This window comes from Acidovorax kalamii, assembly GCF_002245625.1.
GTDB classification, from domain to species: domain Bacteria; phylum Pseudomonadota; class Gammaproteobacteria; order Burkholderiales; family Burkholderiaceae_C; genus Acidovorax; species Acidovorax kalamii.
Window position 1 is genome coordinate 264867 of record NZ_NOIG01000012.1, and the last position, 21419, is coordinate 286285.

A 21419-nucleotide genomic window follows, 5' to 3' on the forward strand; every position below is an offset into this window, starting at 1 on the left:
TCGTCGCATGGCCCCAAACCCCACGAGCCCTCCGCAGGCTCGCCCACACGGCCCATCGTTTCAGCAACTGCTGCTGCTCGCGTTCTTGCTGATTGCGGCTGTGCTGGGCGCCAGTGCCCTGCGGGCAGTGTTCACCCTCGAAGCCTTGATGGGCCAAAGCCAGGCCAGCGCCGCCCAGGCGGCCGCGCTGAACGTGGCGGCGCAGGCGCTCAACCAGCGCGGCCAGGCCATGGAGCGGTCGGCCCGGCAGTCGCTGGTACTGAACGACCCCCTGCTGCGCCAAAGCTTTGACGACATGGCCGCCGATGCCCAGGGCATCGTGCGCCAGCTGAGCGACGCGGGCCTGCCGCCCGCCCAGGCACAGCAGTGGCAGGCCCATATGCAAACCGTGCACGACTTGCTGCGCGCCCCGCCCTGGCAGTCGCTGGAAAACGAACGCAGCGTGGCCGAAGAGTTCGTGGCGCTCGACTCCCTGCATGCAGCCATCACGCAGTCGGTGCAAGAACTCAACGCCCGCCAGGCCAGCGAACTGCAGGCGCGGGTGGACGCCAGCCGCCGCACCGTGATGCACCAGCTGGTGGGGGCGATTGTGCTGGCGCTGGTGCTGGCGCTGTGGCTGGGCATCTGGCTGGCGCGCCCCTTCAAGCGGCTGGAGCGTGCCATTCGCCGCCTGGGCGAGAACCAGCTGGAACAACCCGTGGCCATCACCGGCCCTGCCGACGTGCGCCGCGTGGGCCAGCAACTGGAGTGGCTGCGCCTGCGGCTGGTGGAGCTGGACGCCGACAAGGCGCGCTTCTTGCGCCATGTCTCGCACGAACTCAAAACCCCGCTGGCCGCACTGCGCGAAGGCGTGGCCCTGCTGCAAGACGGCGTGACCGGCGCGCTCAGCGAGGGCCAGAAAGAAGTCACACAAATCCTGCACCAGAACACCCTGGTGCTGCAGGGCGAGATCGAGGCGCTGCTGCGCTTCAACGCCGCCGCGTTCGAGGCCCGCCAGCTGCAGCGGCGCGAGACCGACTTGGTCGCCCTGCTGGAAGACCTGGTGGAGGCCCAGCGCCTGCAATGGCAGGCCCGCAGCCTGCGGGTGGAGGTGAGCGGCGAGCGCACCGTGCTGCTGCTGGATGCGGAGAAAATCACCTCGGCCATGGGCAACCTGCTGTCCAACGCCATCCGCTTCTCGCCCGAGCAAGGCACCGTGCGCATGGCCGTCTCGCGCGCCCCCGGCCAGGTGCGGGTGGATGTGACCGATGAAGGCCCCGGCGTGGCCCCCGCCGACCGGGCCCATGTGTTTGAACCCTTTTACCGGGGCGAACGTCAGCCTGAGAACGCCGTGCGCGGCACCGGCATCGGGCTGTCCATCGTGCAGGAATACATCCATGCGCATGGCGGCCGGGTGCAGGTGCTCCAGATGCCAGGCGACGCTCCCCGCTCTTTTTTCCGGATTGAATTGCCCGATGTTTCCTGAACCACAAGCCTCGCCGACCCACCGCCCAGCGTACCGGGGGATGCCCTGGTGCCTGCGCGCCGCCCTGTGCGTGGGTGCAGCATGGCTGGCTGGTTGCGCCACAGCCCCTACACCGCCGGATGGGGCCCCGGTGGCGACAGCTGCCCCTGCGGTTGAGCCGGCCCCGGAGCCCGCTGCCACCCCACCCGAGCCACTGGCACCTGAAAGCGATGAGCCCGCCACACCGCCCAAAGACCTGCTGCGCGACACTCTCGCCTATGCCGACCGCACCCTGGGCGCGAGCGGCATCGAGCTGGCACGTGAGGCCGCCCGCCTGTCCGACCTGGACGAGAACAAGCCCTCACGTGCGCTGCGCCTGGCGCTGGTGCTGGCCCAAAGCCGCCAGCCCGCAGACACGGCGCGCGCTCTGGGCCTGGTGCAGCGCACCCTGACCAACCCTGCCGCCCAAGACCTGCACCCGCTGGCCCGCCTGCTGGAGGCGCGCCTGACCCAGCAGCGCCGCCTGGAAGAGCAGCTGGAACGCCAGGCCCAGCAGCTGCGCGACGCCCAGCGCCGCAACGACCAGCTGAGCGAACGACTGGAGGCCGTGCGCGCCATCGAACGCAGCCTGACCACACGCCCCGCACCGGCAGCCCCGGCCACACCGCCCCCTGGCGCAGCGGCCGGCGGCGCGAGCAACAACGGCAACGCCAAACCCTGAGGCACCACGCCATGCCAGCATCCAGACGCCCATCCGAGCCGCGCAGCACCGCGCACCGCATCCTGGTGGTGGATGACGATGCCGACATGCTGCGCCTGCTGTCGCTGCGCCTGAAGGCAGCCGGGCACGAGGTGGTGGCCGTGGGCTCGGCCGAGGCCGCGCTGGCGCAACTCGACATGGCCCGGCCCCAGCTGGTGCTGAGCGATGTGCGCCTGCCGGGCAAGGATGGCCTGGCGCTGTTTGACGAGGTGCACGCGCGCCACCCTTCGCTGCCAGTGATCCTGCTCACGGCGCACGGCACCATCCCCGATGCGGTCGAGGCCACATCGCGCGGTGTCTTCACCTACCTGACCAAGCCCTACGACGGCAAAGAGCTGCTGGAAAAAGTGGCGGAGGCCCTGGCCCTGAGCGCCCCTGCCCTGCACCAGGCCCATGCCAACGAAGTCTGGCGGGCCGACATCGTGAGCCGTTCGGCCCGCATGACCGACCTGCTGGCCGAGGCCTACCTGGTGGCCCAGTCGGACGCCAGTGTGCTGCTCCTGGGCGACAGCGGCGCCGGCAAAGAGCTGCTGGCCCAGGCCATCCACCGGGCCAGCCCGCGTGCCAGCAAACCCTTCGTGGCCGTGAACTGCGGCGCCATCCCCGAGGCGCTGCTCGAATCCGAGCTGTTCGGCCACGTAAAGGGCGCATTCACCGATGCGGTCAGCAACCACAAGGGCCTGTTCCAGGCGGCCGAGGGCGGCACGCTGCTGCTGGACGAGATTGGCGACATGCCACCCGCCCTGCAGGTCAAGCTGCTGCGTGTGCTGCAAGAACGCGCCGTGCGGCCCGTGGGCGCGAGCCAGTCCATCCAGATCAATGTGCGCATCATCTCGGCCACACACCGCAACCTGGAGGCGGCCATGGCCGCAGGCCAGTTCCGCGAAGACCTGTACTACCGCCTGAACGTCGTGACCTTGCAGCTGCCCACACTGGGCGAACGGCGCGAGGACATTGCGCTGCTGGCCAACCATTTTCTCGACAGGCTGGCCCGCAAGTACGACAAGCGCCTGTCGGGCTTTGCGCCCGAAGCCCTCAAGGCGCTCACGGCCGCCGCCTGGCCCGGCAACGTGCGCCAGTTGTACAACGTGGTCGAGCAGGTGTGCGCCCTGTCCACCACACCGCTGGTGCCGCTGTCGCTGGTGCAGCGCGCCCTGCGCATTCCCTCGGCGCAGGTCCTGAGCTTTGCCGAGGCGCGCCAGCGCTTTGAGCGCGAGTATCTGGTGGACCTGCTGAAAATGACCGACGGCAATGTGGCCGATGCCGCGCGCCTGGCGCAACGCAACCGCACCGAGTTCTACCGGCTGCTGCAAAAACACGCGCTCACGCCCGGAAACTTCAAGACCGACGCGCCTGAATCCGACGACGTCGCCGATGAGCGACACGATTAAGTCATTGATTTTTCTGAGTTTTCTCTGGTGATGTCTCCATGCCGTCGCCAGATGGCGACAAAAAGATCGATTTTTGGCGGCTACCAGTACCCCGCACAACTGCTTACGTGCAGATGGCAGCGTAAGCCACTGATTTAAAACAGTTTTCTCAAGCTGGCACAGGGTTTGCCCTAGTGCCGGCATGCAAGCTGTTTTTTCCTGCCGCCTACGTGCCACTGGCCACTCCCTGTGGACTGCGGTGGTGCTGCTCACCACCCTGCTGACCGGGGTAGCCCAGGCACAGACACCGGGCCCGGCCTTCGATTTCGACACCGTCACCCGCATCGCACGCGAGCGGGCCGAAAAGCCCTACCAAGCCGCCAGCGACACGCTGCCTGCAGACCTCGCGCAGCTCGACTACGACCAGGTGCGCGACATCCGCTGGCGCCCCGACCGCGCCCTGTGGCGCGCCGACAAGTTGCCGTTTGAAGCGATGTTCTTCCACCTGGGCCTGTACCAGAAAGAACCCGTCCTGATCAACGAAGTCACGCCCCAGGGCGTTCGCCACATCAGCTACCGCAGTGCCGACTTCGACTACGGCAAAAACAAAGTGCGACCCGACGCCTGGGGCGACCTGGGTTTTGCGGGCTTTCGCCTGCACAACCACCTCAATACCAGCGCCTACAAGGATGAGCTGGTGGTCTTCCAGGGCGCCAGCTACTTCCGCGCTTTGGGCAAAGGCCAGCAATACGGCCTGTCGGCCCGGGGGCTGGCCATCGACACCGTAGGGGGCAACGGTGAGGAATTCCCACGCTTCACCGAGTTCTGGCTGGTGCGGCCCGACCCGCTGGCCACCCAGGTCACGGTGTATGCGCTGCTGGACTCGCCCCGCGCCACCGGGGCCTACCGCTTTGACATCCAGCCCGGCACGCAAACCACCACCACGGTGCGCAGCCGCATCTTTGTGCGCCCCCCCACGGGCAACGGCAGCGCCAAGTCCATCGCCACGCTGGGCATTGCGCCGCTGACCAGCATGTTCTTCTTTGGCGAGAACCAGCCCCGCAAGGGCGACTTCCGACCCGAGGTGCACGACTCCGACGGCCTGATGGTGGCCACGGGCGACGGCGAATGGCTGTGGCGCCCGCTGCAAAACCCGCAGCAGACGCTGGTCACCTCGTTCGCCACCCACAACCCCAAGGGCTTCGGCCTGATGCAGCGCGACCGCCAGTGGGCCAGCTATGAGGACGTGGAGGCCCGCTACGAACGCCGCCCCAGCGCCTGGGTGCGCCCGCTGCACGACTGGGGCGCAGGCCGCGTGGAGCTGGTGCAGCTCAACACCCCCGATGAGACGCACGACAACATCGTGGCGTACTGGGTGCCCGCCCAGATGCCGTCACCCGGCCAGCCGCTGGAGTTTGCGTACGAGCTGAGCTGGCAGGGCGATACGCAGCAGCGCCCGCCCAGCGCCTGGGCCACGCAATCGCGGCGCGGCATGGGCTACTCCAAACAGCCCGCCGAAGCACTGCGCCAGCAGGTGCAGTACGTGGTCGATTTCGACGGCCCGGCCCTCCAGGCCCTGCCCGCCGACGCCACGGTGAAGGCGGTGGTGACCAGCGATGCCAATGGTCAGGTGCTGGAAAACATCGTCTACCGCAACCCAGCCACCAGCCAGTGGCGCATGACCGTTCGCATCCAGCGCCAGCAGGCCGACCGGCCCATCGAGCTGCGCGCTTTTCTCCAACACGACAACCACGCTGTGAGTGAAACATGGACGCACATCATTCTTCCCGAGTAAGCCCCCCGGTGCCCGCCCATCCGCCCCGCAGCCCCCTGCGCGAGGAGCGGCACCCCAATGCCGTCACCGCGCCACCACTGCAGCGAGGATCCATGGTGCCCCTGCCCTGGCGCGGGTTCTGGAACAGCGTCGGCACGGCACTGCTGCTGCAGCTGACCGGCCGGGGCCGCAGCAATGCTCCCCACGCATCGCAGGCCGACAGCCCCCCACAGGCCTGGGAACAGGCAGCGCAGCGCCGCCGCTGGACCTTTGCCCTGCTCACCGTGCTGGCCACGGCGCTGGCGAGTTTTCTGTTTGCAGGCGTGCAGCCCGACTACGACAACGCCTGGCTGGGCTACGGCCAGATTGCGCTATTTGCACTGCTGTCGGCCTGGGTGGTCACCGGCTTTCTCACCGGGTTGATGGGCTTCTGGGTGATGTTGCGTGGCGACCCCCATGCGCTGTCGGTGCGCAGCGTGGCAGGGCATGCGCTGGCCCCGGAGGCACGCACTGCGATCATCATGCCGATCTGCAACGAGGATGTGGCCACGGTGTTTGCCGGGCTGCGGGCGACCTGCGAGTCGGTCGCATCCACCGGCCACGGCGCCAGCTTCGACGTGTTCGTGCTTTCCGACAGCAACGACCCCGCCATTGCCGCCGCAGAGCGCGCGGCCTGGGAGGCCCTGCGCAGCGCCCTGGCCCAGCACAGCCCACAGCCCCAGGTGCAGGTGTACTACCGCCTGCGCACACGGCGCACGCACCGCAAGGCGGGCAATGTGGCCGACTTTTGCCGCCGCTGGGGCAAGGACTACCGCTACATGGTGGTGCTGGACGCCGACAGCGTGATGAGCGGTTCCTGCATCGTCTCCATGGCCAAGCTGATGGAGGCCAACCCTTCAGCCGGCATCATCCAGACCGCCACGCAGGCCATTGGCCACGTCACGCTGCATGCCCGCGCGCAGCAGTTTGCATCGCGCGTCACGGGCCGCCTGTTCACGCTGGGCATGCAGTACTGGCAGCTGGGCGAGTCGCACTACTGGGGCCACAACGCCATCATCCGCGTGGCGCCCTTCATGCAGCACTGCGCGCTGGCGCCTATCCCCGGCAAGGGGGGCCTGGCCGGCGGCATCATGAGCCACGATTTTGTCGAGGCCGCGCTGATGCGCCGTGCGGGTTACCACGTGTGGCTAGTGTCCGACCTGGTCGGCAGCTACGAGCAACAGCCGCCCGACCTGCTGGCCGAGCTGCAGCGCGACCGCCGCTGGTGCCAGGGCAACCTGCAGAACGCGCGCCTGATGGCCGAGCCCGGCATCCACCCCGTGCACCGCTCCATGTTCGTCACCGGAGCCATGGCGTACCTGTCGGCGCCGCTGTGGCTCGCCTTCCTCACGCTGGGCACGGCGCTGTGGCTGTCGGGCGCCAAGCTGGTGGCCGACTGGCACATCCTGCCCGCCGAATTGCTGGCGCTGTGGGCGTGGACGCTGTGCCTGCTGTTCCTGCCCCGCATCCTGGGCGTGGCCGCCGTGTTCATGCGGCGCGAGCAAAAGGAATACGGCGGCACCTTCAGCCTGCTCAAAAGCGCTGCGCTGGAGAGCGTGCTGGCCATCTTGCAGGCCCCCATCCGCATGCTGGCGCATTCGCTGTTTGTGCTGATTGCGCTCACCGGCCTGAAGCTGGAATGGAAGTCGCCCCCGCGCGAAGCCCATGCCGTGCCCTGGCGCCACGCGGTGCGCCAGCTGGCACCGATGAGCGGGGTGATCGGCCTACTGGCCCTGGGCGTGGCCATGATCGACAGCAGCGCCCTGCTGTGGCTGATGCCCGTGGGCCTACCGCTGGCGCTGGCGATTCCGCTGGCAGTCTGGACCAGCCAGATCGCCCTGGGCCAGGCCTTGCGTGCGCAGCGCCTGCTGCTGATCCCCGAGGAATCCTGGTCGCCCCCGGTGTTGCGCCGCGCCTGGCTGCACGCCAGCCGCCTGGCCCGGCCCGCGCCGCTGGCCGTTTTGTGACAATGTGAAAAATCAGGCACAAACCACAAGCCGGTTTCCACACCGGCTTTTTCGCATTTGCTATATATTTGATAGCAACAAAGTGTTCACCATCGCGCGCAGATGCCTTAGAAACCTTCAAACTTTGGGCCTCTATGCTGTGTAACCCGTGCCTGGCAAGTCGTTACGATGCGTGTCCTTTTCACCTGGCCCCTGCGCCCAGACCGTTCTGCCTGACGGTGGTCTGCGGCACTGCGCGGCCCCGCTATCGATGCCACCTCTTCTGTTGTTCCCTGCCGCCCGCTGGCGGCTGATCCAGGCCAGCGCACTGGCCCTGACCCTGGCCCTGGTGGGCTGCGCCCAGCCCGCCCCGGCGCCGCCCCACAAGCCCGTCCCGATCGCCACCCCGGCGCCCCCACCTCCGCCCCCCGAACCGCCCGGGCGTATCATCTTTGCGGGCTTTGCGATGCACTCGCAGGCCAAGGCCTTCCGCAACGACGTGCTGCTGGCCGAACAGCGGGTCAAGGAGATCGACCCCAACGCGCTGATGCTCAAGCTGGCCAACCCGGCGCGCGACCAGCCCACCGACTGGCCCCAGGCCACGGCAGAAAATTTTGCACTGGTGATGTCCAAGACGGCCGAGGTGGCGCGCCCGCGCGACCGCGTGCTGCTGTTCATATCGACCCACAGCAACCCCGGCCTGCTCAACATCAGCGCAGGCGGCAAAAACCTGCAGCCCCTCACGCCCCAGGCCCTGAGCGATGCGCTGGCACCGCTCAACAAGGTGCCCGTGCTGGTGGTACTGTCCGCCTGCTACAGCGGCGCCTTTGTCGAGCCCCTGAAGGCACCGAACCGCGTGGTCATCACGGCCACGGACGCACGCCGCACCAGCTTCCAATGCAAATACGGCGGCAACCACACGCCCTTTGCCGAAGCCTTGTTTGGCCAGGCGGGCGGAGCCAGCCTTTCGGTGTCCGACTGGATGGGCGAGGCGCAAAAGTCCATCGCTGCACAGGAAAAGCGCCGCAAGCTCCCGGCCTCCCAGCCCCGCATCTTTGTGGGCGAAGAGGCCAAGGCGTGGGCGAATCAGCCGCTCAAGCACTGGCTGCAGGCGCCATAAGTAGATCCGGGCGCCCAGCCCCCAGGCAGGTGGCGCTGCTGCCGCCCTGAATACAAAAGCCCTGAAGAGGCCACGCCTCTTCAGGGCTTTTTCAAACCGACGCCAGGAGACTCGGACCGTCAGAACGGCATCTTGGGCATGCCACCACCGCCCAGGCCTTTCATGCCGCCCATGCGCTTCATCATCTTCATGAGGCCGCCGCCCTTCATCTTTTTCATCATGCCCTGCATCTGCTCGAATTCCTTGAGCAGGCGGTTGACCTCTTGCACATGCACGCCCGCCCCGTTGGCGATGCGTTTCTTGCGCGTGGCCTTGATGAGGTCGGGCTTGCGGCGCTCCAGCGGCGTCATGCTCTGGATGATGCCTTCCTTGCGCTTGATGTCCTTCTCGGCCTTGTCCATGTCCAGGGCCCCGGCCTTGGCGGTGAGCTGCGACGGCAGCTTGTCCATCAGGCTGGAGAGGCCGCCCATCTGCTTCATCTGCTGGATCTGGGCCAGGAAGTCGTTCAGGTCAAAGCCGTCACCGCTCTTGACCTTGGCCGCGAGTTTTTGCGCAGCCTCCATGTCCACCCCGGCCGTGACCTGCTCGACCAGCGCCACGATGTCGCCCATGCCCAGGATGCGGCCCGCGTGGCGCTCGGCATCGAACACCTCCAGCCCGTCGATCTTTTCCGAGACACCGGCAAACTTGATGGGCGCGCCGGTGATCTGCCGCACCGACAGCGCTGCACCGCCGCGCGAGTCGCCGTCGAGCTTGGTCAGCACGATGCCGGTGAGGGGCAGCGCCTCCTTGAAGGCCTTGGCAGTGTTGATCGCGTCCTGCCCTTGCATCGCATCGACCACGAACAAGGTTTCGACCGGGTTCAACGTGGCGTGCAGATCCTTGATTTCCTTCATCAAGGCTTCGTCAATGGCCAGGCGGCCGGCCGTATCGACCAGCAGCACGTCGAAATAGTGCTTCTTGGCGTAGTCGAGCGCGGCACGCGCAATATCCTGCGGTTTCTGGTCGGGCGTGCTGGGGAACCATTCTGCGCCCGCCTGCTTGGTGACGGTCTTGAGCTGCTCGATGGCGGCCGGGCGGTACACGTCGCCCGAGACAGTCAGCACCTTCTTCTTGCGCTTTTCGATCAGGTGCTTGGCCAGCTTGGCCGTGGTGGTGGTCTTGCCCGCACCCTGCAGGCCCGCCATGAGGATGATGGCCGGGGGCTGGGCGGCCAAGTTGATGTCGGAGATGCCCTCGCCCATGGTGGCAGCCAGCTCGCGATTGACGATGGAGACCAGCGTCTGTCCGGGCTTGAGCGAGCCCAGCACCTCCTGGCCCAGCGCCTTGTCCTTCACGCGGGCGATGAAATCGCGCACCACCGGCAGGGCCACGTCGGCCTCCAGCAGGGCCATGCGGACCTCGCGCAGCATGTCCTGCACGTTGGATTCGGTGATGCGGGCCTGGCCGCGCATCTCCTTGACGAGGCGCGAGAGTTTGTCGGTAAGGGCGGAGGCCATAGGGGAAGTTCCGGTGTTGCCTGCGCGCGATCAACACAAGGTCGGGGCGGACAGGCCCGCCAGGGCGCTGGCGGTGGGGGCAAAAGGCTAAACTGTGACCCATGATTTTAGCGAGTAGCTCCCCCATCAGCTGGCTGCTGGCGTTGGCCGCCGCGGTGGCATATGCCGTGCCAGCCGCCGCGGCCTCGCGCCTGGGCGCCACAGCCGCCCGCAACGCCCTGCTGGTGGCCTGGGTGCTGCACGGTGCGGTGCTGGTGTGGGGCCTGTGGGGCGACACCCCCCGCTTTGGTTTTGCACCGGCCTTGTCGATGACCGCCTGGCTGGTGCTCACTGTGTATGCGGTGGAGCGACAGTTGTTTCCGCAAATGCAATCCCGCTGGGTGCTGGCGGGCCTGGGCGCCGCGGCCATCGTGCTGGCCATGGTCTTCCCGGGCCAACCCTTGCATGTCGCGGCATCCGCCTGGTTGCCGCTGCACCTGGCTCTGGGCATTGCCTGCTATGGCCTGTTTGCGGCGGCCGTGGTGCACGCCTGGCTCATGACCCGCGCAGAGCGCCACATCCGCCAGGCAGAAGACCCGCACAGCGGCATCCCCTTGCTCACCCTGGAGCGGCTGACCTTCCGCTTCGTGACCGCTGGTTTTGTGCTGCTCACCGCCACCCTGCTGGCGGGATGGCTGTTTGGCGAGGCCCTCTATGGCCGCAGCTGGCGCTGGGACCACAAGGCCATCTTCTCCCTGCTGTCGTGGCTGACGTTTGCCACCTTGCTGCTGGGGCGCGCACGGTTTGGCTGGCGCGGACGCAACGCGGTGCGGGTGCTGTATGCCGGATCGGCCCTGCTGCTGCTGGCCTATGTGGGCTCGCGGTTTGTGCTGGAAGTGGTTCTGGGGCGCAGTGCATGAAGTACCTGGTCTTGTTCTTGGTCCTGGCCGTGGCCATCGGTATCTGGCGCAGCCGCCGCGCGCCGGACGATGCCGTGCCCAAGCCATCGTCTCCCTCGCCACGCGCGTTGCCGCAGGACATGCTGGCCTGCGCGCATTGCGGCGTGCACATCCCTCAGGCAGAGGCCGTGATGCTCGGCAACCAGGCCTACTGCAGCACTGAACACCGGCAGCTGGGCCCGGCCTGAGCCATGCAAACCCTGCCTGCTGGCAACTACCTGGCCACGGTGGATGCGCCTTTTGTGCGCATGTGGCGTGGGTTCCTCACCGGCCGCCTCATGGTGGCGCTCGCCCTGCTGGTCCTGCAAGGAGCGGGACAAATCATCAACCAGGTGGCGGACCCCACGGTGCTGGCGCTGTGTGTGGCGTATCTGGTAGCCACCGTGGCCCTGCGCGTGCTGGCTCGGCAGGGCCCTCCTTCGCCGGGCGCGGGCCCCCAATGGCTCCCGTCCATCGGCATTGACCTTGCAGCCATCACGGCCCTGCAGCTGCTGCACGCAGGCACCATGAACTTCACGCCCCTGTTCGGCCTGCCCATCCTGATGGCGGCCGTGCTGGGCACACTCACGCTGGCGCTGGGCACCACGGCGGGCGTGACCCTGCTGCTGCTGGGCTGGGCCTGGTGGATGGGTGCACGCACGGGCGATGACGATGCACAGCGCTACCTGCAAAGCGCACTCACCGGCACGGGCTACTTCATCGTGAGTTATCTGGTGCACCAACTGGCGACCCGGCTGGCGCGCGAACAGGAAGTGGCGCAGCAAAGCCAGATTGCGGCCCGCGTGCAGACCCAGGTCAGTGCCCTGGTCATCCAGAACCTGACCGATGGTGTGCTGGTGGTGGACGAGAACGATGTGGTGCGTGTTGCCAACCCGGCCGGTCTGCAGTTGCTGGCCAGTGGTGCCCTGCCCGACCTTCCATTGACCCTGCAGTCCGCCTCCCCCTGGAAGCCATTGCTGATCCTGGCCCGGCGCACTTTTCGCCACGAACTACCCCAGACAGCGGATGTGGACCTGCTGCACCCGGGCCAAAGCCCGACCGGCCTGCATGTGCGCACCTGGCTCACATCCACCCGGGAGGCCGCCCGAGAGGCCCACACCGAGCGGCTGTGTGTGATGTTTTTGCACGATCTGCGCGAAATGGAAGCCCGCCTGCGCACCGAAAAACTCGCAGCCATGGGCCGCATGTCTGCGGCCGTGGCCCATGAAATCCGCAACCCCCTGGCGGCCATCGTGCAGGCCAACGCGCTGCTGGAGGAAGACCTGCACGACCCGGCACAGAAACGCCTAGCCCACATGGTCCAGCAAAACGCCGACCGGCTGGCACGCATTGCCGAAGAAGTGCTCGATATCGCCCGTGTCCAGCACCAGATCAGCCACGCGCCCGCGTCCACCCTGCAACTGGACGAGACCATTGCCCAGATCTGGCACGACTGGCAGGCCCAGGACCCGGTGCAGCGCCGTGCCGTGGTCATGCTGGACACCCAGGCCACACAGGTGGAGTTTGATGGTGAGCACCTGCGCCGTGTGCTGGTGAACCTGCTGGACAATGCCCTGCGCTACATGGGGCCGGAGCCTGACTCCCTGTGTGTTGCGACACGCACCACCCCGGCGGGCCAGGTCAGCCTGCAGGTGTGGAGCGACGGTGCCCCCATGGATAAATCCGTGGAGCGCCACCTGTTCGAACCGTTTTTCTCGTCCGAGAGCCGCTCCAGCGGCCTGGGCCTTTATATTTGCCGCGAACTGTGCCAACGCCATGGAGCGTCCATCAGTTACCAGCGGCTGAACCGCACCACGCTGCGGGGCGAGACCGGAGGCAACGCGTTCACCGTGGGCTTCCGCCGCACCACCCGCCCTGCCGACGCCGCGACGCTGTTTGACACCATCGTGGTCTGAACCGGATTGCCATGAACGCCCCTGCCGCCTCCATCCTCGTCGTTGATGACGAACCCGATCTGCGCACCTTGTACGAACTGACCCTGCTGCGCGAAGGCTATCGCGTGGAGACGGCGTCCAGCGTGCAGGAGGCGCGCGACCAGCTCAAGGCCCACCGCTTTGATGCCGTGATCACCGACATGCGGCTGCCTGATGGCTTTGGCATGGAGCTGCTGCAGGACCTGCGTGACCAGCAGCGCCGGGAGCGCTGCGTGGTCATGACCGCCTACGGCTCAGCAGAAAACGCGGTCGAGGCGCTGCGCTCAGGCGCCTTCGACTACCTGACCAAACCGGTGGACCTGAAGCAGTTCCGCTCGGTGGTGGCCTCGGCAGTGCAAGGCACCGGTGGGGTGCCCGCCCCCCGGGCCGCCCGCAGCCCCGGACAACAACGCCAATCGGCCACGGCGGCCGAGCACGCATCGGGCAACGCGGCGCTGGACAAGCTGGTGGGTGCGTCGGAAGCCATCCGCAACGTCAAGCAGCGGGTGGCCAAGGTGTCGCGCGGCATGGCGCCGGTTCTCATCCATGGCGAGTCAGGCACCGGCAAGGAGCTGGTGGCCCAGGCGCTGCATGCCAGCAGCCAGCGGGCCGACGGCCCCCTGGTGGCTGTGAACTGTGGCGCGATCCCGGAGAACCTGCTCGAGGCCGAATTTTTTGGCGCCCGCAAGGGCTCGTACACCGGCGCCACACAGGACCGGGACGGGTACTTTCAGGCCGCACGCGGGGGCACCCTGTTCCTGGACGAAATCGGCGATCTGCCCCTGGCCATGCAGTCGAAGCTGCTGCGCTCCATCCAGGAGCGCAGCGTGCGCCCGCTGGGCTCCACCCAGGAAGAGACCGTGGATGTGCGCATCGTGAGCGCCACCCACCGGGACCTGGCGGCCGATGTGCAGTCCGGTCGCTTCCGGCAGGACCTGTACTACCGGCTCAATGTGATCGAGATCGTGATCCCGCCGTTGCGGGAGCGGCGTGAGGACCTGCCTGCGCTCTGCACGGCGCTGCTGTCCCGCATCGCTCAGGAATCCGGCATGCCCGTGCCCGCCCTCACCGACCGTGCACTCGCCGCCATCGCCGCCCACCCGCTCACGGGCAATGTGCGGGAGCTGGAGAACCTGCTGCACCGCGCAGTGGCGCTCAGCGATGGCGATGAGCTGCATGTGGACTGGCCCACCGGTGCCACCGACCCACAGGCAGTGCGCCCGGCGGCATCGCCTGGGAGCCCCCCCCAGACGCAAGCCGCCGATGCCACCGCTTCGCCCCCGCAAAGCACCACCTGTGCCGCGCCCCTGCCTAGCGACCTACAGGCCTGGCTGGACCAGCAAGAGCGCGAGATACTGATCCGCGCGCTCAAGGAGGCCGGGTTCAACCGGACGGCCACCGCCGCGCGGCTGGGCATCAGCCTGCGCCAGATCCGCTACCGCATCGCGCGCCTGAACATCGCCGTCCCGAACGACCAGGACCCGCATGACGACATGGGATGACGCGCAGCGCGCCGCTGTCTGGGATGGCGGCTGGCACCGAGGCGCGCGCCGTCTGGAATCGCCCAACCACGGTGCACGCCCGGTAACCGCCCAGGCAGTGGATCTCATCGTGGTGCACTCCATCAGCCTGCCACCGGGAGAATTTGGCACGGGCGCCGTGCAGCAGCTGTTCACCAACACCCTGGACTGGGATGCGCATCCCTATTACCAGGGCATCCGGGGTCTGCAGGTCTCTGCCCATTTTTTCATCGACCGCCTGGGGGTGCCATGGCAGTTTGTGGACTGCGACCTGCGCGCCTGGCACGCGGGGCAGTCGTTCTACCGGGGGCGCGCCCAATGCAACGACGACTCCATCGGCATTGAGCTGGAGGGTCTGGAAGGCCTGGGCTTCGAGCCCCCTCAGTACCAGACCCTGGCCCGGCTGTGCCAGGACATCGCATTGCGCTATCCCATCGCCCATGTGGCAGGGCATGAACACATTGCCCCAGGGCGCAAGCAGGACCCTGGCCCCGGATTCGACTGGACCGCCCTGCAAAAAACGCTGGACTGGCCACGCCACCAGTTTCCCAGCGCCACACAGCCCCCTGCGCTTTAGCAGCACTGAAAAACGCTGTCGCATTTGAGCGTCAGCCCGGTATTTTTCTTTGTGCATCTGCACATTTTTTTTCTTCCAGTCGCCACGCGGCCCCGAAGGGACAATCCGCCGCCAGCACCCACCACTGCTGGGTTTGCTGAGCCCATCGCAGCACCCGCAAGGGCTTCACGCCGGGTGCTCCACCCGTGTACCGGGGGCCTAACACAGCTTGTTTCCCTTTTTCAGACCGGTTCAGGCGGTACACTACCGGTAGTGTCTTGAACACACATGACACACCATATATAGTGTGCGACAGACTGAAGTCCGGCGCACCACTTCCCCATCGCGGCGCCCACTTGCGCCGCTCTCCCACTCCAGACAGCCCAAAGAAGAGGACACCCATGCAAGCTGCTTTGAACACGCCTTCCACCGCCCAGCCCGGCCCGGCAGACTCCAATGAATCCCAGGCCAACCCGGCGGCAACAGCCGGCAATGAGTTCGCACACCACCAGATCATTCGCCGCAATGGCGCTGTGGTGCCGTTCGAACCGCAAAAGATTGCAGTGGCAATGATGAAGGCCTTTCTGGCAGTGCATGGAACGCAGGGGGCAGCATCCGCCAGCGTCCGCGAAGTGGTGGACACCCTGACCCACAACGTGACCCGGGCACTGGTGCGCTCGCGCCCCGGTGGCGGCACCTTCCATATTGAAGACGTGCAGGACCATGTGGAGCTGGGCCTGATGCGCGGCGGCCACCACGAAGTGGCCCGCGCCTACGTGCTGTACCGCGAACGCCGCACCCAGGAGCGCGCTCGCCAGAGCGAGCAGCAAGCCCCTGTGGCATCCGCCCCGCTGCTGCACGTGCTGGACGGCGATGCACGCATTGCCCTGGACCTGGGCCGCCTGCAGGCACTGATCGAGTCCGCCTGCGTGAACCTGGGTGCGGACGTCAAGGCCGACCCCATCGTGGCCGAGACCATGCGCAACCTCTATGACGGCGTGCCCATGGATGAGGTCTACAAGGCGTCCATCCTGGCCGCGCGCACGTTGATCGAAAAGGACCCCGACTACACCTACGCCACGGCCCGCCTGCTGCTGCACACCATCGTGCGCGAAGTGCTGGGCAAGGAAGTGACCCAGACCGAGATGGGCCAAGCCTATCTCGAATATTTCCCTCAGTTCATCAAAAAGGGCGTGGACAACGAGCTTTTGGACGAACGCCTGCTGCAGTACAACCTTCAGCGCCTGGGTGCCGCCCTCAAGGCCGACCGCGACCTGAAGTTCGACTACCTCGGCCTGCAGACGCTGTATGACCGCTACTTCCTGCACGTCAAGAAGACCCGCATCGAGCTGCCCCAGGCCTTCTTCATGCGCGTGGCCATGGGCCTGGCACTGAACGAAACCGACCGCGAAGCCCGCGCCATCGAGTTCTACGAAGTGCTGTCGTCGTTCGACTTCATGTCGAGCACGCCCACGCTGTTCAACAGCGGCACGCTGCGCTCGCAGCTGTCCTCGTGCTACCTGACCACCGTGCCCGACGACCTGGACGGCATCTACGAATCCATCAAGGAAAACGCCCTGCTGTCCAAGTTTGCTGGTGGCCTGGGCAATGACTGGACCCGCGTGCGCGCCCTGGGCTCGCACATCAAGGGCACAAACGGCGAATCGCAGGGCGTGGTGCCCTTCCTCAAGGTCGTGAACGACACGGCCGTGGCCGTGAACCAGGGCGGCAAGCGCAAAGGCGCGGTCTGCACCTACCTGGAAACCTGGCACCTGGACATCGAAGAGTTCCTGGAACTGCGCAAGAACACCGGCGACGACCGCCGCCGCACGCACGACATGAACACGGCCAACTGGATCCCCGACCTGTTCATGCGCCGCGTGATGGAAAAGGGCACCTGGACGCTGTTCTCGCCCTCCAACGTGCCCGACCTGCACGACCTGTTCGGTGCCGACTTCGAGAAGGCCTACGTGGCCTACGAAGAAAAGGCAGCGCGCGGCGAGATCAAGCCCGCCAAGACGGTGCAGGCCACTGACCTGTGGCGCAAGATGCTGACCATGCTGTTCGAGACCGGCCATCCCTGGATCACCTACAAGGATGCCTGCAACGTGCGCTCGCCCCAGCAGCACGCCGGTGTGGTGCACTCGTCCAACCTGTGCACCGAAATCACGCTGAACACCAGCGACACCGAAACCGCCGTCTGCAACCTCGGCTCGGTCAACCTGCTGCAGCACTTGAAGGATGGTCAGATCGACCACGACAAGCTCAAGAAGACCATCACGGTGGCCATGCGCATGCTGGACAACGTGATCGACATCAACTACTACGCCGTGACCAAGGCGCGCGACTCCAACCTGCGCCACCGCCCGGTGGGCCTGGGTGTGATGGCCTTCCAGGACAGCCTGTACGAACTGCGCATTCCTTATGCCTCGCAGCAAGCGGTGGAGTTTGCCGACAAGTCGATGGAGGCCATCTGCTACTACGCCTACTGGGCATCCACCGAACTGGCCAAGGAGCGCGGCAAGTATTCCAGCTACAAGGGCTCGCTGTGGGACCGTGGCATCCTGCCCTTCGACACGCTCGACATGCTCTCCCAGGCCCGGGGCGGTTATGTGGAAGTGGACCGCTCGTCCACGCTGGACTGGGACGCCCTGCGCAAGAAAATCGCGCAGGACGGCATGCGCAATTCGAACTGCGTGGCCATCGCCCCGACGGCCACTATCTCCAACATCATCGGCGTGGATGCATCGATCGAACCATCGTTCGGCAACCTGTCCGTGAAGTCCAACCTTTCAGGTGAGTTCACCGTCATCAACGGCGGCCTGGTGCGCGACCTCAAGCGTCTGGGCCTGTGGGATGACGTGATGATCATGGACCTCAAGCACTTCAAGGGCTCGCTGCACCCCATCGACCGCGTGCCACAGGACATCAAGGCGCTGTACTCCACCGCCTTCGAAGTCGAGCCGCAGTGGCTGGTGGAAGCCGCATCGCGCCGCCAGAAGTGGATTGACCAGGCCCAGAGCCTGAACATCTACATGGCTGGCGCATCGGGCAAGAAGCTCGACGACACCTACAAGCTGGCCTGGATCCGTGGCCTCAAGACCACGTACTACCTGCGCACGCAGAGCGCCACGCACGTCGAGATGAGCACGGTGAACACACGCCAGCTCAACGCGGTGTCCTCGGGCAACGATGGCGGCGCGTCCGCAGCATCCGCCCCCGTGCAGGCACAGTCCAGCGCACTCGAAGCGGCGGCTGCCACCGCTGCTGCACAGTCCGCAGCGGTGCCTGCCACGGATGTGAAATTCTGCGCCATCGACGATCCTGGCTGCGAAGCCTGCCAATAAGGACTTCGCGCACAACACTTCGGACTGATCCGGGGTGTTGTGCCGGTGCTGTGAAGCAACAAAACGTTGCTGCACAACGCTGCAGTGCTTTCCTTTTTGCAGCACTGCTTTCATAATCCGAACACTGGAAAATCTATGTTGTCCTGGGACGAAGAAGTCAAGCCCTCATCGCAAAATCAATTGGACGGTGGACTGAACAAGAGCCACCCGGCGGAACAGCCGCCCCTGCCTTTCCAGACCCCCTCCCTGCAAGCCGTGCATGCAACGACGACAGCCTCTACCGTTGCTCCGACCGCTGCAGCAGCAACCGCACATCGGCGCGTCAACGCAGCCGACAAGCGCATCATCAACGGCCAGACCGACGTCAACCAGCTGGTGCCCTTCAAGTACAAGTGGGCATGGGAAAAATACCTCGCCACTTGCGCCAATCACTGGATGCCGCAGGAAGTGAACATGACGCGCGACATCGCGTTGTGGAAGGACCCCAACGGCCTGACCGAAGACGAGCGCCGCATCATCAAGCGCAACCTCGGCTTCTTTGTGACTGCCGACTCGCTGGCAGCCAACAACATCGTGCTGGGCACCTACCGCCACATCACAGCACCCGAGTGCCGCCAGTTCCTGCTGCGCCAGGCGTTTGAAGAAGCGATCCACACACACGCTTACCAGTACATCGTGGAATCGCTGGGCCTGGACGAAGGCGAAATTTTCAGCGCCTACCTGGAAGTTGCCTCGATCCGCGACAAGGACGAGTTCCTGATCCCCTTCATCGAGGCGATCATGGACCCTAACTTCCACACCGGCACCTTCGAGACTGACCAGACGCTGCTCAAGTCGCTGATCGTGTTCGCCTGCCTGATGGAAGGGCTGTTCTTCTACGTGGGCTTCACACAAATCCTGGCGCTGGGCCGCCAGAACAAGATGACTGGTGCAGCCGAGCAGTACCAGTACATCCTGCGTGACGAGTCCATGCATTGCAACTTCGGCATCGACCTGATCAACCAGCTCAAACTGGAAAATCCACACCTGTGGACCGCTGAGTTCAAGGCCGAGATCAAGGCGCTGTTCCTCAAGGCGGTTGAGCTGGAGTATCGCTACGCCGAAGACACCATGCCACGCGGCGTGCTGGGCATGAATGCCTCGATGTTCAAGGGCTACCTGCGCTACATCGCCAACCGCCGCGCTACGCAGATCGGGCTGGAGACGTTGTTCCCCAACGAAGAAAATCCGTTCCCATGGATGAGCGAGATGATCGACCTGAAGAAGGAACGCAACTTCTTCGAAACCCGGGTTATTGAATACCAGTCCGGTGGTGCGCTGTCCTGGGACTAGCGCCTTTTCGCATCACACCACCATGGATTTTTACACCACGCCCCAGACAGACAGCGCCACAGAGCGCCGCCGTGTGGAGCGTTCCCGTGTTCATGGAGATGGAGTTCTATTCCATCTCCATGGATCGCTTGCTGTCCACTGTAGACAGCAAGTGCTCTTTGCAAATTGACCCAAGGAGAACATGATGGCAACTGCGAAAAAACCCGCCGCCAAGAAGGCTGCACCCGCGAAAAAAGCTGCAACTGCAAAGCCCGTAGCAGCAAAGAAGGCTGCACCTGCCAAGAAGGCAGCAGCACCGGCCAAGAAAGCCGCTCCAGCCAAGAAGGCCGTAGCAGCAAAGAAGGCTGCACCTGCCAAGAAGGCAGCAGCACCGGCCAAGAAAGCCGCTCCAGCCAAAAAGGCCGTAGCAGCAAAGAAGGCTGCGCCTGCCAAAAAGGCAGCAGCACCGGCCAAGAAAGCCGCTCCAGCCAAAAAGGCCGTAGCAGCAAAGAAGGCTTCACCTGCCAAGAAGGCAGCAGCACCGGCCAAGAAAGCCGCTCCAGCCAAAAAGGCCGTAGCAGCAAAGAAGCCCGCAGCCCCCGCCAAGAAGGCCGCTCCTGCCAAGAAGGCAGCAGCCCCCGCCAAAAAGGCCGCTGCCAAGGCTCCCGCCAAGAAAGCTGCCCCTGCCAAAAAGGCCCCCAAGGCGCCTGCCCCTGCTGCCGCACCAGCAGCGCAGACCACCCTGAATCCTCAGGCTGCCTGGCCCTTCCCTACGGGCAACAAGCCTTAATTCAGGCGTATTGCACGCTCAACCCGGTGCCTGTGCACCGGGTTTTTTTTCGCCTGCGGCACGCCAGCCCACAAACAGCGGGGCAGCACGGGCCACACCTCGCGGTGGCATCAGATCAAGTAGGCGTTGGACAGGGCTCAAACATCTGTTCAGCCCCCTTTACCCAACGCCGATCACGGCTCACTCCACCGAAAAATCCAGCGTGTAGTTCTGCGGCCCGCGCTGCGCGATCTTGAGAGCCCCCACGCGGTTGCCCAGCGCCGCGCAACGTGGCAGCGCCCAGCCCCGCTCCAGGCCGAACAGCAGCGCACCGCGCCAGGCATCCCCACATCCCGTGGGGTCCACCACCTGCGTCGGCACCACGGCAGGCACATGGGTCTTCTCACCTGCAACCCACACCTCGCAGCCCTCAGCCCCCAAGGTAACCACCAGCCCCTCCACCTTGTGCGAGATTTCAGCCAGGGTCCAGCCGGTGCGGTCGCTCAGCATCTTTCCTTCGTAGTCGTTGACTGTGACCCAGGATGCCTGGTCAATGAACTTCGCCAACTCGTCCCCACTGAACATGGGCAGCCCCTGGCCAGGATCGAACACAAACGGAATACCCGCCGCCACGAACTGGGCTGCATGCTCCAGCATGGCATCGCGCCCATCGGGTGCAATGATCCCCACCCTCGCCTTGGAGCCCACATCAATGCGGTTGGCATGCGCCTGCATCATGGCCCCCGGGTGGAAGGCCGTGATCTGGTTGTTATCGCGGTCCGTCATGATCATGGCCTGTGCGGTGTAGGTGTCCTGCACCTGGCCCACGTGGCGGCAATCGATGCCCAGCGACTGCAGTCGCTGGAGGTAGTCCGCCCCATCGCTGCCTAGCATCGCCATGGGCAAAGGCTCCCCCCCCAGCAGCTTGAGGCTGTAGGCAATGTTGCCCGCACACCCGCCAAAATCGCGGCGCAGAGAAGGCACCAGGAATGACACATTGAGGATGTGCAACTGATCAGGCAGGATCTGCTCTGCAAAGCGCCCCTCGAAGGTCATGATGGTGTCGAATGCCAGGGAACCACAAATGAGGGCAGCCATAGAAATGAATCGATC

Annotated in this window: 16 protein-coding genes; 14 read left to right on the forward strand and 2 right to left on the reverse strand. The window is 65.5% G+C overall.

The features are described 5' to 3' along the window. The first annotated feature begins 7 nt into the window (after positions 1–7). The 6 genes from CBY09_RS20725 (at position 8) to CBY09_RS20750 (ending at position 8453) form a co-directional block, all read left to right on the forward strand. The gene (locus tag CBY09_RS20725) at positions 8–1465 is read left to right on the forward strand and encodes a sensor histidine kinase (protein ID WP_094291450.1); all 1458 of its coding nucleotides are present in this window, start codon (positions 8–10) and stop codon (positions 1463–1465) included. A 130-nt stretch (positions 1466–1595) separates the two neighbouring features. Further along, positions 1596–2165, forward strand: a complete 570-nt coding sequence (locus CBY09_RS20730) for a hypothetical protein (protein ID WP_240515800.1) — start codon at positions 1596–1598, stop codon at positions 2163–2165. Positions 2166–2176: 11 nt separating this feature from the next. After that, on the forward strand, positions 2177–3595 hold the full coding sequence (locus CBY09_RS20735) for a sigma 54-interacting transcriptional regulator (protein ID WP_094291452.1): 1419 nt from the start codon (positions 2177–2179) through the stop codon (positions 3593–3595). Between the two features lie 238 nt (positions 3596–3833). Continuing rightward, complete coding sequence (locus CBY09_RS20740; protein WP_094291503.1) at positions 3834–5369, forward strand: glucan biosynthesis protein G; 1536 nt, start codon at positions 3834–3836, stop codon at positions 5367–5369. Continuing rightward, entirely contained in the window at positions 5342–7354 is a 2013-nt protein-coding gene (gene mdoH / locus CBY09_RS20745; RefSeq protein WP_094291453.1) for a glucans biosynthesis glucosyltransferase MdoH, read from the forward strand. Before CBY09_RS20740 ends, mdoH begins: the two co-directional genes overlap by 28 nt. 265 nt (positions 7355–7619) lie before the next feature. Continuing rightward, the gene (locus CBY09_RS20750; RefSeq protein WP_240515801.1) at positions 7620–8453 is read left to right on the forward strand and encodes a C13 family peptidase; all 834 of its coding nucleotides are present in this window, start codon (positions 7620–7622) and stop codon (positions 8451–8453) included. 119 nt (positions 8454–8572) lie between these two features. Here the strand turns inward: CBY09_RS20750 and ffh are convergent, their stop codons facing one another. Continuing rightward, positions 8573–9952 carry a signal recognition particle protein gene (gene ffh / locus CBY09_RS20755; RefSeq protein WP_094291455.1) on the reverse strand — a complete coding sequence of 460 codons (1380 nt, stop codon included), beginning with the start codon at positions 9950–9952 and terminating at the stop codon, positions 8573–8575. A 101-nt stretch (positions 9953–10053) separates the two neighbouring features. Between ffh and CBY09_RS20760 the strand changes: the two genes are divergently transcribed. The 8 genes from CBY09_RS20760 to CBY09_RS20795 all read left to right on the forward strand — a co-directional run bounded on the left by CBY09_RS20760 (position 10054) and on the right by CBY09_RS20795 (position 20327). Next, entirely contained in the window at positions 10054–10851 is a 798-nt protein-coding gene (locus CBY09_RS20760) for a cytochrome C assembly family protein (protein ID WP_094291456.1), read from the forward strand. Next, positions 10848–11078, forward strand: a complete 231-nt coding sequence (locus tag CBY09_RS20765) for a PP0621 family protein (RefSeq protein ID WP_094291457.1) — start codon at positions 10848–10850, stop codon at positions 11076–11078. Before CBY09_RS20760 ends, CBY09_RS20765 begins: the two co-directional genes overlap by 4 nt. Positions 11079–11081: 3 nt before the next feature. Continuing rightward, positions 11082–12785: an ATP-binding protein gene (locus tag CBY09_RS20770; RefSeq protein ID WP_094291458.1), complete on the forward strand. Its 1704-nt coding sequence runs from the start codon at positions 11082–11084 to the stop codon at positions 12783–12785. Positions 12786–12796: 11 nt separating this feature from the next. Beyond that, positions 12797–14305 (forward strand): sigma-54-dependent transcriptional regulator, encoded by a 1509-nt coding sequence (locus tag CBY09_RS20775; protein WP_094291459.1) that lies wholly within the window; start codon positions 12797–12799, stop codon positions 14303–14305. Further along, entirely contained in the window at positions 14289–14900 is a 612-nt protein-coding gene (gene ampD, locus CBY09_RS20780) for a 1,6-anhydro-N-acetylmuramyl-L-alanine amidase AmpD (protein WP_094291460.1), read from the forward strand. The genes CBY09_RS20775 and ampD overlap by 17 nt, the downstream gene beginning before the upstream one ends. A gap of 380 nt (positions 14901–15280) precedes the next feature. Continuing rightward, positions 15281–18226 carry a ribonucleoside-diphosphate reductase subunit alpha gene (locus CBY09_RS20785; RefSeq protein WP_094291461.1) on the forward strand — a complete coding sequence of 982 codons (2946 nt, stop codon included), beginning with the start codon at positions 15281–15283 and terminating at the stop codon, positions 18224–18226. A gap of 135 nt (positions 18227–18361) precedes the next feature. Continuing rightward, positions 18362–19558: a ribonucleotide-diphosphate reductase subunit beta gene (locus CBY09_RS20790; protein ID WP_094291462.1), complete on the forward strand. Its 1197-nt coding sequence runs from the start codon at positions 18362–18364 to the stop codon at positions 19556–19558. A gap of 184 nt (positions 19559–19742) precedes the next feature. Further along, on the forward strand, positions 19743–20327 hold the full coding sequence (locus CBY09_RS20795) for a histone (RefSeq protein WP_094291504.1): 585 nt from the start codon (positions 19743–19745) through the stop codon (positions 20325–20327). Positions 20328–20507: 180 nt separating this feature from the next. On the opposite strand, the gene CBY09_RS20800 is transcribed toward CBY09_RS20795, so the two are convergent. Further along, positions 20508–21404, reverse strand: coding sequence for a carbohydrate kinase family protein (locus tag CBY09_RS20800; RefSeq protein WP_094291463.1), 897 nt, complete (start codon positions 21402–21404; stop codon positions 20508–20510). Positions 21405–21419: the final 15 nt, after the last annotated feature.

Coding starts and splice junctions, on each gene's coding strand:
- CBY09_RS20725 (WP_094291450.1), top strand. CDS start 8: ATGGCCCCAAACCCCACGAGCCCTCCGCAGGCTCGCCCACACGGCCCA.
- CBY09_RS20735 (WP_094291452.1), top strand. CDS start 2,177: ATGCCAGCATCCAGACGCCCATCCGAGCCGCGCAGCACCGCGCACCGC.
- mdoH (WP_094291453.1), top strand. CDS start 5,342: ATGGACGCACATCATTCTTCCCGAGTAAGCCCCCCGGTGCCCGCCCAT.
- ffh (WP_094291455.1), bottom strand. CDS start 9,952: ATGGCCTCCGCCCTTACCGACAAACTCTCGCGCCTCGTCAAGGAGATG.
- CBY09_RS20760 (WP_094291456.1), top strand. CDS start 10,054: ATGATTTTAGCGAGTAGCTCCCCCATCAGCTGGCTGCTGGCGTTGGCC.
- CBY09_RS20765 (WP_094291457.1), top strand. CDS start 10,848: ATGAAGTACCTGGTCTTGTTCTTGGTCCTGGCCGTGGCCATCGGTATC.
- CBY09_RS20770 (WP_094291458.1), top strand. CDS start 11,082: ATGCAAACCCTGCCTGCTGGCAACTACCTGGCCACGGTGGATGCGCCT.
- CBY09_RS20775 (WP_094291459.1), top strand. CDS start 12,797: ATGAACGCCCCTGCCGCCTCCATCCTCGTCGTTGATGACGAACCCGAT.
- ampD (WP_094291460.1), top strand. CDS start 14,289: ATGACGACATGGGATGACGCGCAGCGCGCCGCTGTCTGGGATGGCGGC.
- CBY09_RS20785 (WP_094291461.1), top strand. CDS start 15,281: ATGCAAGCTGCTTTGAACACGCCTTCCACCGCCCAGCCCGGCCCGGCA.
- CBY09_RS20790 (WP_094291462.1), top strand. CDS start 18,362: ATGTTGTCCTGGGACGAAGAAGTCAAGCCCTCATCGCAAAATCAATTG.
- CBY09_RS20795 (WP_094291504.1), top strand. CDS start 19,743: ATGGCAACTGCGAAAAAACCCGCCGCCAAGAAGGCTGCACCCGCGAAA.
- CBY09_RS20800 (WP_094291463.1), bottom strand. CDS start 21,404: ATGGCTGCCCTCATTTGTGGTTCCCTGGCATTCGACACCATCATGACC.